The following is a 15,851-nucleotide window of genomic DNA, read 5'->3' on the forward strand; positions in this document are numbered from 1 at the left end:
GCCGCGCCCCGCGCGCCCAGCATCAAGCCAATGTCCATGACGGTGGTGACGTCCTGGCGCAGGGGAGCGCCCAGCGACGGCTGCTTGGCCCAGTAGGCCCAGCTTGCAACGTCACCGCCGACGGCGTTCAAGGTCTTGGCGCCCCACAGGGCGAAGGCCGACGTGATGCCCCAGGGGCGGCCGGCCAAGGCCAGCGTGGCGAAGTTCAGCACCACCAGCGCCACACCGCCCCAGATCAGCGGCCAGGGGCCTTGCAGCAAGGACACGGGGCGCGACGTGCGCGATGCGAAGGAAATCACGTGCCCGTGGCGGCGCTTTTCCAGAGCCGTTGCGCCCCAGGCAATCAGCGCGAACACGGCCAGGTTGGCGATCAGCGCGGGCGCCAGGCCCCAGGTCTTGATCAGCGAGGTGGGCGCCAGGGCGGGCAGGGCGGACCACCATTCAAAGTTGGCGGTGGCAATGACCGAACCCACAATGAAGAACAGCAGCGTGACCAGCATGCGGGTATTGCCCCCGCCCACGGCGAACAAGGGGCCGGAGGCGCAGCCTCCGCCCAGCTGCATGCCGACGCCAAAGAGAAACGCACCCAACAGCACCGACACGCCCGGCGGCGACACAAAGCCCGTGACCGGTTGGCCAAACAGCGTGCCCGCTGCCAGGAAGGGGAAGAACAGCAGCACGCCCACGCCCAGCATGAGCATCTGCGCGCGCAGGCCCGCACTGCGGCGGTCAGACACAAACACGCGCCAGGCCTGCGTGAAACCAAAAGAGGCGTGGTACAGCGTGACACCCAACAGCGCGCCGATGACCCACAGCGCACCCTGGCGCCAACTGACGGTCTGAAGCAGATACAGCGCGCCGGCCAGCAACAGCAGCAGGGCAATCCACAGGGGCTTGCGGTTGATATGGATGGGCGGCAGGGCCGAGGGCAGGGGCAGGGTCGAGGCGTTGGAGCTCATGGGGTATCCCGGTGGGATCGGATTCGTCAAAGCAAACGGGCGCAATAAGCGGCGCCCGTGGAGATGGATGAAAGTTTACGGCGGCAGTTTAATTGCTCATACCATCAATTAATGCTTGTCTAATAACTAAAAGTAATTAAAAGGCGGCGCAACGGGGATCCCCCGGATTTACTGCAAGCGCCACACCAGCGCTGCCAGAGTCAAGAGCAGCACCGGTAACGTCAGCACGATGCCCACCTTGAAGTAATAGCCCCAAGTGATGCGCAGCCCTTTGCGCGCAAGCACGTGCAGCCAGAGCAGGGTAGCCAGGCTGCCGATGGGCGTGATCTTCGGACCCAGGTCGCTGCCGATGATGTTGGCGTAGATCATCGCGTCTTTCAGCGGGCCGGTGGCGCTGGTGTCGGCGATCGACAGCGCGCCCACCAGCACGGTGGGCAGGTTGTTCATGATGGACGACAGGAACGCCGTGATGAGTCCCGTGCCCATCGCCGCGCCCCACAGCCCATACTCGGCGCACCAATCCAGCACCCGCGCCAGATGCGCGGTCAGGCCGGCGTTGCGCAGGCCGTAGACAACCAGGTACATGCCCAGCGAGAAGATCACGATGTGCCAGGGCGCTTCGCGCATGATCTTGCGCGTGCCCACGATGTGCTGGCGTCCCGCGATCAAGAGCAGGCCCAGCGCCCCGGCCGCCGCGATGGCGCTGACCGGAATGCCCATCGGTTCCAGCACGAAGAATCCGGTCAGCAGCAAGCCCAGCACGATCCAGCCGGCCCGAAAGGTGATCGGGTCGCGAATGGCCGAGGCGGGCGCGGGCAGTTGGCTGACGTCATAACGCGGCGGAATGCTCTTGCGAAAGAACAGCAGCAGCACCACCAGCGTGGAGCCCACCGCCATCAGGTTCACCGGCAGCATCACCGATGCGTACTCCCCAAAGCCGATGCCGAAGAAGTCGGCCGACACGATGTTCACCAGGTTCGAGACGATCAGCGCAATGCTGCCGGTATCGGCGATGAAGCCCGCCGCCATCACGAAGGCAAGCGACGCGCCCGGCCCAAAGCCCAGCGCCAGCAGCATTTCCATGACGATGGGCGTCAGGATCAAGGCCGCGCCGTCATTGGCGAACAGCGCCGACACGGCGGCGCCCAACAGCACGATCAGCACGAACAACAGCCGCCCGCGTCCGCCGCCCCAACGCGCCACGTGCAGCGCGGACCATTCGAAGAAGCCGGCTTCATCCAGGATCAAGCTGGTGACGATGATGGCGATAAAGGTGGCGGTGGCGTTCCAGACGATGCGCCAGACATCCGCGATGTCGGCCACGTGGACCACGCCGGTGGCCAACGCCAGGCCGGCGCCGATGACCGCGCTCCAGCCGATGGACAGGCCCCGTGGCTGCCAGATGACGAGCGTGATGGTCAGGATGAAGATGGCGGCGGCAAGCAGCATGACAGGCAATCAGGAAATGGGGTGGGCGCTGATCCAGGCCACCAGCAAGCTGACGGTGAGCACGGACGCGACGGTGGAAACGAGAATGGCGCGCGAGGTCACGCGGGCGTCGCGCCCGTACATCTTCGCCAGCATGAAGGGGCCCGTGCCGATGGGAAGCGCGCTCATCAGCACGGCGGTCCAGGCCCACAGCGGCGGCATCGAAAATACATAGAACGCCAGCACGGCGGTGATGATAGGCTGCAGCAGCAGTTTGCCGACCACCAGGCGCAGTACGCCGGGGCCCGCGGTGGCGGTTTCAGTCTGCGCCAGGAACAAGCCGATGGTGACCAGCGCGCAGGGGCTGGCCGACGCGCCCAGCAGGGCGACGTAGCGGTCGATGCCTTCGGGCAAGGTCAGGCCGGTGGCCGCCCAGGCCAGGCCGAGCACCGGCGCGGCCAGCAAGGGGTTGCGCATCAACGCGCGGCCCACCTTGAGCAGCGTGACGCCGACGTTGGGCGCTTGTTGCCGGTCGAACTCGATCAGGGCGATGGCAAAGCCGAACAGAACGCTGGCGGTCAGCAAGGTGGTGAACGCGGCGGGCGCCAGACTTTCCGCGCCAAACAGCGCGACACAAAGCGGGATGCCCATGTAGCCCGCATTGGCATAGGACGCCGCCAGGCCTTCGATGCTGCGGTCGGTGAGCGGGCGCCGTCCACCCCGGCCGGGCAGGAAAGACACCAGGAAGGTGACGGCGATGCCGCCCGCGAAGGCGGCCACAAAGCCCCAGTGCGCCATATGCGCCAGATCCACCTGCGTCATGGCGCGAAACAGCAGCGCCGGCAAGGACAGGTAGACCACATAGCGGTTCAAGGCGTCCGTGGCGCCGGGTCCCAGCACCTTGCCCCGGGCTGCCAGCCAGCCGGTCAGGATCAGCGCGAAGACCGGCAGGGCGGCAGTGATGACGGCGTTCATGGATAGGGGCGTGGGCGCGGGAAGGCGCTCATTCTACTTGGATGGCTGTGGATTCCGGCGCGCGCTGCGGCTAACCAGCAGAATGCCCGCTGCGGCCAACGCCATGCCTGGCCACGCCAGCGCCGGGATGGGTTCGTCCAGCGCCAACAGCGCAAAAATGGCGGCGCAGGGTGGCACCAGGAAAAAGAGCGCGGACACGCGCGAGGCTTCGCCGTGCCGGATCATGGTCAGCAGCAAGGTGATGGCGACCAGCGAATTTCCCACGACAAGATACGCCAGCGCGGCCAGCAACGGGCCTGTCCATTCAATGTGCATGGGTTCCAGCGCGAACGCCAGCGGCGCCGTCACGGCGAGCCCGACGGCATACTGCACCAGGTTGGACGTGACGGGATGCGTGGCCGCGCCGTAGCGCTTTTCGTAGAGCGTGCCGCTGGTGATGCAAAGCAGCGCGCCCACGGCGAACAGCAGCCCTAGCGGCGCGAGCACATCGATGGACGCCTTGGCCACGATGACCAGCGCGGCGCCCGCAACGCCCAGGCCCAGCCCCGCCCAGCGCCGGGCGTCGACCCGTTCATGCGCGATCATGGGCGCCAACAGGCCGATCAGAATGGGTTGCAGCGATGCAATCAACGCAAGCCCGGCGGCGGACATGCCCAGTTTCAGCGACAGGTAGGTGCAGCAGAAATACCCGGCCTGCAACAGCACGCCGACCATGGCCAGATGGCCCCATGCCCGCGCGCCTTGGGGCAGAGGCGGGCGCATGATCAGCATGAATGGCGCCAGGATGAGCACGACGCAGGCGTAACGCACGGCCAGGAAAGTCAGCGGGTCGGCGTAAGCCAGGCCGATCTTCAGCACCACGAAGCCGCTGGACCACAACAACAGGAAAAGCGCGGGGGCGGCTTTCAACCAGGTCGGGGGCGCGGCGGGCGTCATGTTGGGTGCGGGCAACGTGGGCAAGCCGCGATCGTACCCCTTTTCGTCTCGTTGTCATCCCTGCGAGAATGCGGCGTAGGATATTTATTGTTGATCTGCCGCACGCGAGGAAATGGAGATGTCGACCAACAAGCAATCAGCGGTGCGTATTGCCCTGGGTACCTGGGACCGCCTGCGCGAAGATGCCTATTCGGTCCGCCACGAGGTGTTCGTGGTTGAACAGAAGGTGCCGCCGGAGGTAGAGCTGGATGACGACGACGCCGTGTCGGTGCATGCGGTGGCCTATGGCCCCGACGGCACGCCGATGGGCACGGGGCGCCTGTTGCCTGATGGGCACATCGGCCGCATGGCCGTTCACAAACGGGCGCGTGGCATGGGCGTGGGCGGCCAGTTGCTTAGCGCCTTGATCGAGCAGGGCCATGGCGACGGGCACCGCATGCTGGTGCTGCACGCGCAAAAGCATGCCGCCGGTTTCTATGAGGCGCACGGCTTCACCGTCGAGGGCGAAGAGTTCATCGAAGCCGGCATTCCGCACGTCGTGATGACGCGCGAACTGAAGTAGGGCACTACGACGCCGCCCCGCCACGTCGGGCGCGGCAAGAAAAGAAAAAACCCCGGTCGTGTTCACGAACGGGGTTTTTCTTGGCGCATCACGACAGGTACCTCGTGATGTAATAATTGGTGCCCAGGAGAGGACTCGAACCTCCACACCTTGCGGCACACGGACCTGAACCGTGCGCGTCTACCAATTCCGCCACCTGGGCTTATGTTGCTTCTATCGCTGTTGCTTCATTCGTTTCGTCGCTCGCGCGGCGTTTCTTGTTCAGCAGCAGAGAAGCGAGATTATGCACATTTTTTTTGGCGTGCGCAAGCAAGAGTTTATTGGCCAGAGTTTATAGTGTCGCCCCATGTCTCGAGCCCTATGCACGCGTTGCCTGCGCCCCGAATCCCACTGCCTGTGCGCGCTTATCCCCGCCTTGTCATGCCGCACCCGTCTGTTGGTGCTGCAGCATCCCAGTGAAGCGCGCCATGCCTTGAACACGGCCAGGTTGGCGGTGCTGGGTTTGGCCGGCGCGCGGCGCGTGGTGGGCGAAACCTTCACGCCTGATGTGTGGGAAAAGCCGGGCTACGCGCCCCGTCTGCTGTTTCCAGGGCCTGCCGCCGAAGTCTTGACGCCCGGTTATGGCCGGGATCTGGATCAGCCGATTCAACTGATCGTGCCGGACGGCACCTGGGGGCACGCGCGCAAGCTGCTGCACATCAACCCGGAGCTGGCGGCGCTGCCGCGTGTGATGCTGCCGGCGGGGCTGACGACACGCTATCGCGTTCGCCATGCCGACATTCCGGGCGCGCTGTCCACCATTGAAGCGGTGACGCACGCGTTGAATGCGATTGAAGCCCCGATGAATGTCGACACCTTGTTGCGGCCGTTCGAAGCGCTGATCGACGGGCAGATCGAAGGGATGGGTGAGGATCTTTATGCGCGCCATCATTTGCAGCGCAAGGTGCCGTGGCGTTAATGTCTTCACCCATGGCTAGGTGGGAAGAGGGTGAATAATCAAATCGGCTGGGCGCAAATCGGGTGCATCGGATAATGCGCCCGATGTATCGAATGTCAGCCGCTTGCGCTTATTGGCGCGCATAAAGCAAAAGCCCCGAGCATCTTTCGATATTCGGGGCCTTCAGCCTTGCTATCAACCCAGCGCGAACGCTGTTCTGACTTATATGCGGGTGGTGCCCAGGAGAGGACTCGAACCTCCACACCTTTCGGCACACGGACCTGAACCGTGCGCGTCTACCAATTCCGCCACCTGGGCACTGGAAGAGCTATTTGCTCTAGCAGGTTTGCTGCTGGTACTGCTTGTAATGCTGCTTCTTGCTATCCAACCCGTTTGAAAACGGATTCGATTTAAATTCCGTGGTGCCCAGGAGAGGACTCGAACCTCCACACCTTTCGGCACACGGACCTGAACCGTGCGCGTCTACCAATTCCGCCACCTGGGCACTGGAAGAGCTATTTGCTCTAGCAGGTTTGCTGCTGGTACTGCTTGTAATGCTGCTTCTTGCTATCCAACCCGTTTGAAAACGGATTCGATTTAAATTCCGTGGTGCCCAGGAGAGGACTCGAACCTCCACACCTTTCGGCACACGGACCTGAACCGTGCGCGTCTACCAATTCCGCCACCTGGGCACTGGAAGAGCTATTTGCTCTAGCAGGTTTGCTGCTGGTACTGCTTGTAATGCTGCTTCTTGCTATCCAACCCGTTTGAAAACGGATTCGATTTAAATTCCGTGGTGCCCAGGAGAGGACTCGAACCTCCACACCTTTCGGCACACGGACCTGAACCGTGCGCGTCTACCAATTCCGCCACCTGGGCACTGAGAGATACTTGTCAGAACTATGTGATACGCTGCGGCCCTAGTTGCATTGTTTTTATTAAGTGCTGTATGTGGATTTCAACTTGCGTTGTTTTCAACATACTGACTTAACTAAAACATGCGTCCTGAGCGCACTTGGTTTTACAATGTGGTCTTTCGACCTAGGGTTGCAAGCTTGGTTTTGACACCTGATTTGCAACCCTTCTGACCATTTCTGCTTCAGTGTTCAGCCTTGGGCGAACCACAGAAGCTGCGCATTATATACGGAAATTTCAGCTTTGGCAAAACGATCGAATAACGAATCGAAAAACAACAGATCAACATCCTTGCCCGAAGCGCCGCCGGACTTCGACCCTGACGTCCCGTCCCGTGAAGCCATTCTGACCGCGCTGCGTTCCGCAGGTTCGCCGTTGTCTCCGGTGGAATTGGCCGAACGCATGGGCGTCGAGCGCGCGGCGACGATGGTCGGATTTGAACGCCGCCTGGGCGCCATGGAGCGCGACGGCCAGCTTATGCCCAACCGCAAGGGCGTCTTGCTGCTGGCCACCAAATTGGACTTCGTGGCTGGCAAGGTGCTGGGTCACCGCGACGGCTTCGGATTCCTGCTGCGCGATGATGGCGGGCCGGACCTGTTCCTGTCCCCGCGCGAAATGCTCAAGGTGCTGCATGGCGACCGCGTACTGGTCAAGCCCACCGGCGAATACCGGGGCAAGCCGGAAGGCACCATCGTTGAAGTCATTGAGCGCCGCACCAATAAGCTGGTGGGCCGTTTCCTGCACGAGCATGGTTTGTCCATCGTTGTGCCGGAAGACCAGCGCATCAAGCACGACATCCTGATTCCTCCCAGCGATACCAATGGCGCCCAGCATGGGCAGGTGGTCGCGGTTGAAATCATTGAGCAGCCCACTCGCCACACGCAGCCGCTGGGCCGTGTGGCTGAAGTGCTGGGCGAAATCGACGACCCCGGCATGGAAATCGAAATTGCCGTGCGCAAGTTCGACGTGCCGGTCGAGTTCTCGGAGGCGGCCCGCAAGCAGGCTGCCCGCCTGCCTGACGTGGTGCGCAAGAGCGACCTGAAAGACCGCGTTGATTTGCGCGACGTGCCGTTGATCACCATCGACGGTGAAGACGCGCGCGACTTCGACGACGCCGTGTATTGCGAACCCGTCGAGCTCGGCACGGGTCAACGCAAGCGTCCTGGCTGGCGCCTGCTGGTGGCCATTGCCGACGTCAGCCATTACGTGCGTCCCGGCGATGCGCTGGATGATGACGCCATCGAACGCGGCACCAGCGTGTACTTCCCGCGCCGCGTCATTCCGATGTTGCCGGAATCCCTGTCCAACGGACTGTGCTCGCTGAACCCCGACGTAGACCGCCTGGTGCTGGTGTGCGACATGGTGATCCCCGCGACGGGCGCCAAGGCCGGCACGGTCACGGCCTATCAGTTCTATAACGCGGTGATGCATTCGCAGGCCCGCACCACCTACACGAACATCTGGGCCGCGTTGCAGCAGCCTGGTGGCCCCGCCGCCGCCGCGATGCGCAACGTGTTGCCGCATGTCCAGCACTTGTATGAGCTGTTCCAGTTGCTGGTGCAGGGCCGCAAGAAGCGGGGCGCCATTGATTTCGATACCGTCGAAACCAAGATTGTCTGCAACGAACTGGGCCGCATTGAACAAATCGTGCCGTCGGTGCGCAACGACGCCCACAAGCTGATCGAAGAATGCATGCTGGCCGCCAACACCTGCGCGGCCGATTTCATGACGCGCAGCAAGCATCCTGGCCTGTACCGTATTCACGAAGGTCCCACGCCGGAACGCCTGCAGTCGCTGCGCGAATTCCTGCGTACGATGGGCCTGTCGTTGGGCGGGGGCGATATGCCCACGGCCAAGGACTACGGCGACTTCCTTGATTCCGTTCGCGGCCGTCCTGATTACCAGCTGCTGCAGTCCATGTGCCTGCGATCCATGCAACAGGCCGTCTACAGCCCCGACAACATGGGCCACTTCGGTTTGGCCTATCCGGGCTACAGCCACTTCACGTCGCCCATTCGCCGCTATCCCGACCTGCTGACGCACCGTGTCATCAAGGCGCTGTTGGCCGGGCAGCGCTATGTGCCCAGCCTGGACGACCACGCGGTGGTCATCGGGCGTACGCAGAAAGAACATGAACAGGCCATCTGGGAAAAGATGGGCCTGGTGCTGTCGGCCACCGAACGCCGCGCCGACGAGGCGTCTCGCGACGTCGAGGCCTGGCTCAAGTGCTGGTTCGTTAAAGAGCGCGTGGGCGAAGACTTCAGCGGCACCGTAACCGGCGTGGCCAGCTTTGGCATCTTCGTTACGCTGGATACGCTGCACGTTGAAGGGCTGGTGCACGTGTCCGAACTGGGCGGCGAGTACTTCCAATTCAACGATGGGCTGCATGAACTGCGCGGTGAGCGCACGGGCATGCGCTACCGCCTGACCGACAAGGTGCAGGTGCAGGTGGCGCGTGTTGACCTGGAAGCGCGCCGTATCGAGTTCCGTCTGGTGCAGGGCACGAGTTTCGACGCCTTGCGTAAGGCATCCGCCCGGGGTCCTGACGAGCCGGTGCGCCGCGTGAAAAAGGCGGCGGCGCCGAAGCCGGCCGCGCTGAAAGGGCAGACCGCCAAGGAACGCCGCGCGGACGCCAAGAAAGCGGGCAAGCCGCCTCGGACGGCCAAGCGCGCCGCCCCGGCAAAAAAGGCGACGCACAAGCGCCATTGACCTCCGGGTTGATGGTCCCTTCATGGTCGGCCCGCCGTAGGGCGGTACGGCCATAAGGGGTAACATTGCGTTGATGGCCGGCTTGGTCCGGTGGCCCGCCCCCTTTGGGGCGGGTATTCGTTTATCTAAAGGTATTGCATTTATGGCGTCGACCCAAGTTCTAGCCGGGTTTCACGCGGTTGTCGCGCGGCTGCGCCACGCGCCCGAGTCGATCAAGGAAATCTATGTCGAGGCCTCGCGCCGCGACAAGCGCATGCAGACGTTCATCGAACAGGCCGAGAAGGCGGGTTGCCGCGTGCATCCGGTTCCGATGGAACGCCTGGACGGGCTGTCGCGCGGCACGCGCCACCAAGGCGTGGTTGCCCTGGCCGACGAGCGCCAGTTGGCGGTGGACGTGGACGAAGTGCTCGACGTGATCGAAGGGCCGCCACTGCTGTTGATTCTGGATGGTGTGACAGACCCGCACAATCTGGGCGCCTGCCTGCGTACGGCTGATGCGGCGGGCGTGCACGCCGTGATCGCACCGCGTGACCGCGCGGTGGGTTTGAACGCCACCGTGCAGCGCGTGGCTTGCGGCGCGGCGGATACCGTCCCCTACCTGATGGTGACCAATCTGGCGCGCACCATGCGCAGCCTGAAGGATCGCGGCGTGTGGCTGGTGGGCACCGATGACCAGGCCACCGAGAGCATGCACCAGATCGACGCGCGCCAGCCCATGGCGTGGGTGATGGGGGCCGAAGGCGAGGGCATGCGACGCCTGACCCGCGAAACCTGCGACCAGTTGGTGAACATTCCGATGCTGGGTTCGGTGGAAAGCCTGAACGTCAGCGTGGCCAGCGCCGTCTGCCTGTACGAAACCGTGCGTCAGCGCAAAGCCTGACCGGTCCGCCCGACTTTTAGGCCCGACCTTTTTTCCAGATCTTTCTTTATTCAGCCCATCATGCACCAGAACGGCTTTACCACCACGATCCTCCATTCCGACCGCCAGCAATCCGTCGAGCACGGAGCGGTGCACAAGCCGATGCATCCGTCATCGGAATTCGCCTACGACGACGCGCGTGAGCTGGCCGCGGTTTTCCAGGGCAAGGCGGGCTTTACGTACGCACGCCAAGGCACGCCCACCACCACGGCGCTGGAAGCCAAGATCAATCACATGGAAGGCGGCAAGGGCACCGTCAGCTTCGCCACGGGCATGGCGGCGCTGTCGGCCATCTTCACGACCCTGCTGCGCCGCGGTGACCACATGGTGTCCAGCCAGTTCGTGTTCGGCAATACCAACAGCCTGCTGGGCACGCTGCTTGAGTTGGGCGTCGAGATCACCTTTGTTGACGCCACGGACGCTGCGCAAGTGCGCGCGGCCATTCAACCGAACACGCGCATGGTCTTCACGGAAACCATCGCCAACCCGGGCACGCAAGTGGCTGACCTGGCCGTGATTGGCGAGATCTGCCGCGAAAAGAATCTGGTCTACGTCGTGGACAACACCTTGACGTCGCCCTGGATGTTCCGCCCGTCAGCGGTGGGGGCGTCGCTGGTGATGAATTCGCTGTCGAAATACATCGGCGGCCATGGCAACGCGCTGGGTGGCGCGGTGACGGACACGGGCCTGTATGACTGGGCCGATTACTCCAATATCTACGACGCCTACCGCAAGGGTCCGTCCACCAGTTGGGGCCTGACCCAGATCAAGAAGAAGGGCTTGCGCGACATGGGCGGCACGCTGGCGGCCGAGCCCGCGCACCGCATCGCGGTGGGCGCCGAGACGCTGGCGCTGCGCATGGCCAAGCACTGCGCCAACGCGCTGGCGCTGGCCCGCTTTCTGAACGAACACCCTGGCGTGGCCAAGGTGCATTACCCCGGCCTGGCGGGCCACGCGCAGCATGCGCGCGCCGCCGCCTTGTTCGGCTCGCGCTTTGGTGGCTTGCTGGGCGTGGAGCTGGCCGATGGGGTGGACTGCTTTGATTTCCTGAACCGCCTGCGCATTGTGCTGATGGCAACGCACCTGGGCGACACCCGCAGCCTGGCCCTGCCTGCCGCGCACACCATCTATTACGAGATGGGCGCCGAGCGCCGCAAGCAAATGGGCATCGCGGACAGCCTGATCCGTGTGTCGGTCGGCATCGAAGACGAGGCCGATCTGCTGTTTGATTTCGATCAGGCGCTCAATGCTTGCCTGAAGGGATAATTCGGCAACGGCGTGCCGGACGTCTTTGCGACTGGCACGTTTCAAGGACTCCGGCTCATGCTTATACAGATTGCAGACGTTTTCACGCCCGACGAGGCGGCTGATATCCGCCAGCGGCTGGATGCCTCCGAATGGGTGGACGGCAAGGGCACGGCGGGCTATCAGTCCGCCGAGGTCAAGCGCAACCGCCAGTTGCCCGAACAGCATCCGCTGGCGCAGGAACTGGGCAACCTGATCCTGCAGCGGCTGGCCACGAACAACCTGTTCATGTCAGCCGCCTTGCCGCGCAAGATCTTCCCGCCCCTGTTTAACCGCTATGAAAGCGGCGAGGCCTTTGGCTACCACGTTGATAACGCGGTGCGGGGCATCACGGGCACGGCCGAGCGCGTGCGCACGGACTTGTCCGCCACGCTGTTTTTCTCGGAACCTGATTCCTATGATGGCGGCGAACTCGTCATCGATGACACCTACGGACCGCGCGCGGTGAAGCTGCCTGCTGGGCACATGGTGCTGTACCCGGGCACCAGCCTGCATAAGGTGAACCCCGTGACGCGCGGTGCGCGTGTCAGTTCGTTTTTCTGGATGCAAAGCCTGGTGCGCGAGGATAGCCAGCGCGCATTGCTGCTGGACATGGACGTGGCCATACAGCGGCTGAATCAGGACGTGGCGGGGCATGCATCGATCGTGCAACTGACCGGCATTTATCACAATTTGCTGCGCCGCTGGGCGGATGTTTGATTCAGGCTTGAAGTGTTTTCTTTGGTGTCGCGCAAACCCCGAAATGCGCGTTTGTGTTTATTGCGAAAGCGGCTAAAAGCTAGTATTGGCGCGGGTTGTGGTGAGGTTTTTGCTTGACAGCGGCTCTGCGCCAAGGCCTAATACACCTCTGCGTCGCTGACGGTTTGAAGGCATTTATGCCATCAAATCCTAAGCGGCGCAGCAGTTTAAAAGTTGTGCTTTTGCAGCGCAAGAAAAGTCTATCCACTGTCTGTTCGTCGTTTGTCGGACCTTGCGATTAGTTGGTGGCGTCCCCTCATGACAGCCATGAACCCCACGGTCTCGCCAGACTCCATACCTTGTGAGGGGTACACCTGAATGAACAAAACTGAACTCATCGATCACATCGCCAGCAAGGCCGATATCTCCAAGGCTGCCGCCGGCCGTTCGCTCGACGCCCTGATCGGTGCCGTCAAGACCACGCTGAAGAAAGGCGGCACGGTAACGTTGGTTGGCTTTGGCACGTTTGCCGTGTCGGCTCGCGCTGCTCGCACCGGCCGTAACCCGCGTACGGGCGAGACCATCAAGATCAAGAAGGCCAAGGTGCCGAAGTTCCGTCCGGGCAAAGCCCTGAAGGACGCCGTCAACTAATTGACGGCAAGGCAATCGCCGGGCACCGGCCCCACGCGATTTGCCGACAATGACGCGGTCCGGTATACTCCGGCCCGCGTATTGCTTTTGAGTACCCCGAGTTGGCTGCGAATTGGTCACTGCCTTGAACGAGTCATCGTGTTCAAGCAGCACTGAAAGTGTCAGGATCGGGTGCTTAGCTCAGTTGGTAGAGCGGCGCCCTTACAAGGCGTAGGTCACAGGTTCGACCCCTGTAGCACCCACCAAAAGCAACATTCGCATTTCTGCCAGTTCTCCAAGCGAAACCCGCACACCTCAACGTGGCGGGTTTTTTGCTTTTGGCGCCGCGCCAGGCTCGTTCGCCTGCCTTCTTTGCGCTTGCGCAAGCTTTCTTGTTCACGTTTTGAGCTTTCTGGTTTGACCCGGTAGGGCAGTGTTACGCTATTCCAGACGAAATAGAACGTGCGAATCATTCGCATTTAAGATATTATGATCGGCTTGTACCGGCTGGCAGATGCCGCTTTTTTTTGGGCGGCGTCTTCGTCTAGCTGGCCGGATAAGTCAATGCACCCTGGCTGATTCATGCCTAGTTTTCAACGCGGTTCGAATTCCTCTTCGCCGTCTTCATTTGGTATACGCGCTGGCGCCGGGCTGGCGGTTGTCGCACTTCACGCGGCTGTGATCGGAGCCATTTTCATGGCGCCCACGACTCGTCCTGAGCTTGAGGAACCCGAGGCCGTCATGGTCAGCTTGGTCGATGCGCCCATTCCGCAGGTCGCCAAGGCTGAACCCACGCCCGAACCGCCGCAGCCGGTGGTTGAGCCTCCGCCCGAGCCGCAGCCCGAAATCGAGCCGGAACCCGAGCCCGAACCCGAGCCGGAATTGAAGCCCGAACCGGAACCCGAGCCCGAGCCCGTGGTTGAAAAGCCGCCGATGCCGGCGCCGAAGCCCAAACCCAAACCAAAGCCCAAACCCAAGCCGCAACCCAAGCAGGAAGTCAAACCCGAGCCCAAGCCGGAGACGCCGCCGCCACAGACACCGCCCACGGGCGCGGTCGATGGCGCCCAGGCTTCGGCAAGCCCGCAGCAGGGTCCGCCGCCCGATCAGCCTGTGCTGGTGTCGAGCATCGAATTCCAGGGCGCGCGGCCCATGCCTACCTACCCGATGGCGTCGCGCCGCATGCGGGAAGAGGGGCGGGTGCTGGTGCTGGTGGAGATCAATACGCAGGGCCTGGTGGAACGCGCAACGATCGACACGTCGTCGGGCTTTTCGAGGCTGGATGAATCCGCGCTGACCGCGGCTCGCAAGGCCAAGTTCAAGCCCTATACCCGTAACGGCGTGGCCTATCCCGCCAAAGCCAAAATTCCGTTCGATTTCGTAATGAGGAACTGAGATGTCCAACGCACTGCATGGCGCCACCCTGGTGGCGCAGGCGACGACCAGCCCGGCCGCACCGGCTGCCGCCGCCACTGCGCCCGCAGCCCAACAAGCCGCCACGGCCGGCGCCGGCGTCGTTCAGCAATCGGCTGACGCGCTGCAAAGCGCCGCCGCCACGCTGCCGTCGCTGCCCGCGCCCGCCCCGGTCGCCACCCCCGACATGGGCTTCCTGCACTTTGTCGCCCAGAGCGACTTCGTGGGCAAGAGCCTGTTCGTCATCCTGATCCTGATGTCGCTGGTGACCTGGTACCTGATCCTGGTCAAGGCCGCCAGCAATGTCAGCATGCGCAAGCGTTCGGCGGACTTCCTGAACAAGTTCTGGAACGCCAGCTCGCTGGAGCAGGTCGAGCACGAAATCAGCACGCACGGCGCGCGCGATCCGTTCTCGCACCTGGCCAGCCACGCCATGCACGCGCAGGCGCACCACAACAAGTTCGGCGCCACCAAGCTGGAAGAGTCGGGCAGCAACTCCGATTTCGTCACGCGCACCATGCGCAAGGTGATCGACGAAGAAACCGCCAAGCTGGAAAACGGCCTGACGGTGCTGGCCTCGGTGGGTTCCACCGCGCCGTTCGTCGGCCTGTTCGGCACGGTGTGGGGCGTGTATCACGCTCTGGTCGGTATCGGCCTGTCCGACGGCGTGACCATCAACCGCATCGCCGGTCCGGTGGGCGAAGCCCTGATCATGACGGGCCTGGGTCTGGCCGTGGCCATTCCCGCGGTGCTGGCGTACAACACCTTCGTGCGCAACAACCGCGTGTTCCTGTCGCGCCTGGACGCCTTTGCCCATGACCTGTTTGCGTTCCTGACCACTGGCCAGCAAGTGATGCTGTCCGACGGCAAGGTGCGCGCCCTGCGCCGCCAGAACGGTAACGGCGCCGCGGTTCAACGCGGGAGCGAATAATGGCCTTTGGCAGCTTCGAGGGAAAAGGGTCCGGAAGCCATACGGTTTCCGAGATCAACATGGTGCCCCTGATTGACGTCATGCTGGTGCTGCTGGTGATCTTCATCATCACGGCCCCGCTGCTGGCGCATTCGATCAAGATCAACATGCCCCAGGTGGCCGCCGAGCAGATCGAGGAAGAGCCCAAGACGGTCGACCTGGCCATTGATGCCAGCGGCGCGCTGTTCTGGGACGAAAAGCCGGTCAATATTGACGACCTGCCCAACCGCTTCAAGTCGATCGCCGGCACCAAGCCGCAACCTGAAATCCGCATTCGCGCCGATCAGAACACGCGCTACGAAACGCTGGCCAAGGTGATGGCCGCGGCGCGCCGTTCGGGCATGTCGCGCATCGGGTTCATCACGACGCCGCCTTCCAGCGGCGCCGCGACTGGCGAAGCGCCGGCTGGGGCAACCCCGGGCAGCGCCACCCCGGCTCCTGCCGGGGCGCCGTCCGGCGGGTGAACGAATCCAGGGAAGGGGCGCATTTCGCGCCCCTTTTTTTTCGGATCGCGCTAG

13 protein-coding genes, 6 tRNA genes and 1 pseudogene are annotated in these 15,851 nt (G+C 63.0%); 11 read left to right on the forward strand and 9 right to left on the reverse strand.

All coding sequences use genetic code 11. The features are described 5' to 3' along the window. The 4 genes and pseudogenes from ACE04A_RS03935 to ACE04A_RS03950 form a co-directional block, all read right to left on the reverse strand. Nucleotides 1–959 (reverse strand): annotated as a pseudogene (locus tag ACE04A_RS03935) (YeeE/YedE family protein); the annotation flags it as partial. Between the two features lie 168 nt (nucleotides 960–1,127). Next, nucleotides 1,128–2,408, reverse strand: a complete 1,281-nt coding sequence (locus ACE04A_RS03940) for an arsenic transporter (RefSeq protein ID WP_259251611.1) — start codon at nucleotides 2,406–2,408, stop codon at nucleotides 1,128–1,130. A 9-nt stretch (nucleotides 2,409–2,417) separates the two neighbouring features. Beyond that, complete coding sequence (locus ACE04A_RS03945) at nucleotides 2,418–3,362, reverse strand: AEC family transporter (RefSeq protein ID WP_279996946.1); 945 nt, start codon at nucleotides 3,360–3,362, stop codon at nucleotides 2,418–2,420. Between the two features lie 33 nt (nucleotides 3,363–3,395). Further along, the gene (locus ACE04A_RS03950; RefSeq protein ID WP_259252634.1) at nucleotides 3,396–4,298 is read right to left on the reverse strand and encodes a DMT family transporter; all 903 of its coding nucleotides are present in this window, start codon (nucleotides 4,296–4,298) and stop codon (nucleotides 3,396–3,398) included. 112 nt (nucleotides 4,299–4,410) lie between these two features. On the opposite strand from ACE04A_RS03950, the gene ACE04A_RS03955 reads away from it, so the two are divergent. Further along, a complete protein-coding gene (locus tag ACE04A_RS03955; protein WP_391441122.1) occupies nucleotides 4,411–4,860 on the forward strand; it encodes a GNAT family N-acetyltransferase in 450 nt (149 codons plus the stop codon). 117 nt (nucleotides 4,861–4,977) lie between these two features. Here ACE04A_RS03955 and ACE04A_RS03960 read toward each other — a convergent pair. Then, a tRNA-Leu gene (locus tag ACE04A_RS03960) sits at nucleotides 4,978–5,062 on the reverse strand. A 144-nt stretch (nucleotides 5,063–5,206) separates the two neighbouring features. On the opposite strand from ACE04A_RS03960, the gene ACE04A_RS03965 reads away from it, so the two are divergent. Continuing rightward, complete coding sequence (locus ACE04A_RS03965; RefSeq protein WP_447988249.1) at nucleotides 5,207–5,818, forward strand: tRNA-uridine aminocarboxypropyltransferase; 612 nt, start codon at nucleotides 5,207–5,209, stop codon at nucleotides 5,816–5,818. Between the two features lie 212 nt (nucleotides 5,819–6,030). On the opposite strand, the gene ACE04A_RS03970 is transcribed toward ACE04A_RS03965, so the two are convergent. The 4 genes from ACE04A_RS03970 to ACE04A_RS03985 form a co-directional block, all read right to left on the reverse strand. After that, a tRNA-Leu gene (locus ACE04A_RS03970) sits at nucleotides 6,031–6,115 on the reverse strand. A gap of 102 nt (nucleotides 6,116–6,217) precedes the next feature. Further along, nucleotides 6,218–6,302 (reverse strand) — tRNA-Leu (locus tag ACE04A_RS03975). Between the two features lie 102 nt (nucleotides 6,303–6,404). Continuing rightward, nucleotides 6,405–6,489 (reverse strand) — tRNA-Leu (locus ACE04A_RS03980). 102 nt (nucleotides 6,490–6,591) lie between these two features. After that, nucleotides 6,592–6,676: transfer RNA gene (locus tag ACE04A_RS03985), tRNA-Leu, on the reverse strand. A gap of 279 nt (nucleotides 6,677–6,955) precedes the next feature. Here ACE04A_RS03985 and rnr point away from each other — a divergent pair. The 9 genes from rnr to ACE04A_RS04030 all read left to right on the forward strand — a co-directional run bounded on the left by rnr (nucleotide 6,956) and on the right by ACE04A_RS04030 (nucleotide 15,797). Further along, nucleotides 6,956–9,421, forward strand: a complete 2,466-nt coding sequence (gene rnr / locus ACE04A_RS03990) for a ribonuclease R (protein ID WP_485819874.1) — start codon at nucleotides 6,956–6,958, stop codon at nucleotides 9,419–9,421. A gap of 142 nt (nucleotides 9,422–9,563) precedes the next feature. After that, a complete protein-coding gene (gene rlmB, locus ACE04A_RS03995) occupies nucleotides 9,564–10,301 on the forward strand; it encodes a 23S rRNA (guanosine(2251)-2'-O)-methyltransferase RlmB (RefSeq protein WP_100857043.1) in 738 nt (245 codons plus the stop codon). Between the two features lie 60 nt (nucleotides 10,302–10,361). Then, the gene (locus ACE04A_RS04000) at nucleotides 10,362–11,606 is read left to right on the forward strand and encodes a cystathionine gamma-synthase family protein (RefSeq protein WP_100857042.1); all 1,245 of its coding nucleotides are present in this window, start codon (nucleotides 10,362–10,364) and stop codon (nucleotides 11,604–11,606) included. A gap of 57 nt (nucleotides 11,607–11,663) precedes the next feature. Further along, entirely contained in the window at nucleotides 11,664–12,344 is a 681-nt protein-coding gene (locus ACE04A_RS04005; protein ID WP_485819875.1) for a Fe2+-dependent dioxygenase, read from the forward strand. A gap of 357 nt (nucleotides 12,345–12,701) precedes the next feature. Continuing rightward, nucleotides 12,702–12,974, forward strand: coding sequence for an HU family DNA-binding protein (locus ACE04A_RS04010; protein ID WP_003812968.1), 273 nt, complete (start codon nucleotides 12,702–12,704; stop codon nucleotides 12,972–12,974). 169 nt (nucleotides 12,975–13,143) lie between these two features. Further along, nucleotides 13,144–13,219, forward strand: a tRNA-Val gene (locus tag ACE04A_RS04015). Between the two features lie 316 nt (nucleotides 13,220–13,535). After that, complete coding sequence (locus ACE04A_RS04020; RefSeq protein WP_100857040.1) at nucleotides 13,536–14,345, forward strand: energy transducer TonB; 810 nt, start codon at nucleotides 13,536–13,538, stop codon at nucleotides 14,343–14,345. Between the two features lies 1 nt (nucleotide 14,346). After that, the gene (locus tag ACE04A_RS04025) at nucleotides 14,347–15,294 is read left to right on the forward strand and encodes a MotA/TolQ/ExbB proton channel family protein (protein WP_448718447.1); all 948 of its coding nucleotides are present in this window, start codon (nucleotides 14,347–14,349) and stop codon (nucleotides 15,292–15,294) included. Next, nucleotides 15,294–15,797 carry an ExbD/TolR family protein gene (locus ACE04A_RS04030; RefSeq protein ID WP_259251589.1) on the forward strand — a complete coding sequence of 168 codons (504 nt, stop codon included), beginning with the start codon at nucleotides 15,294–15,296 and terminating at the stop codon, nucleotides 15,795–15,797. The genes ACE04A_RS04025 and ACE04A_RS04030 overlap by 1 nt, the downstream gene beginning before the upstream one ends. The last annotated feature ends 54 nt before the right edge of the window (nucleotides 15,798–15,851 follow it).

This window comes from Achromobacter colocynthidis (genome assembly GCF_057334535.1).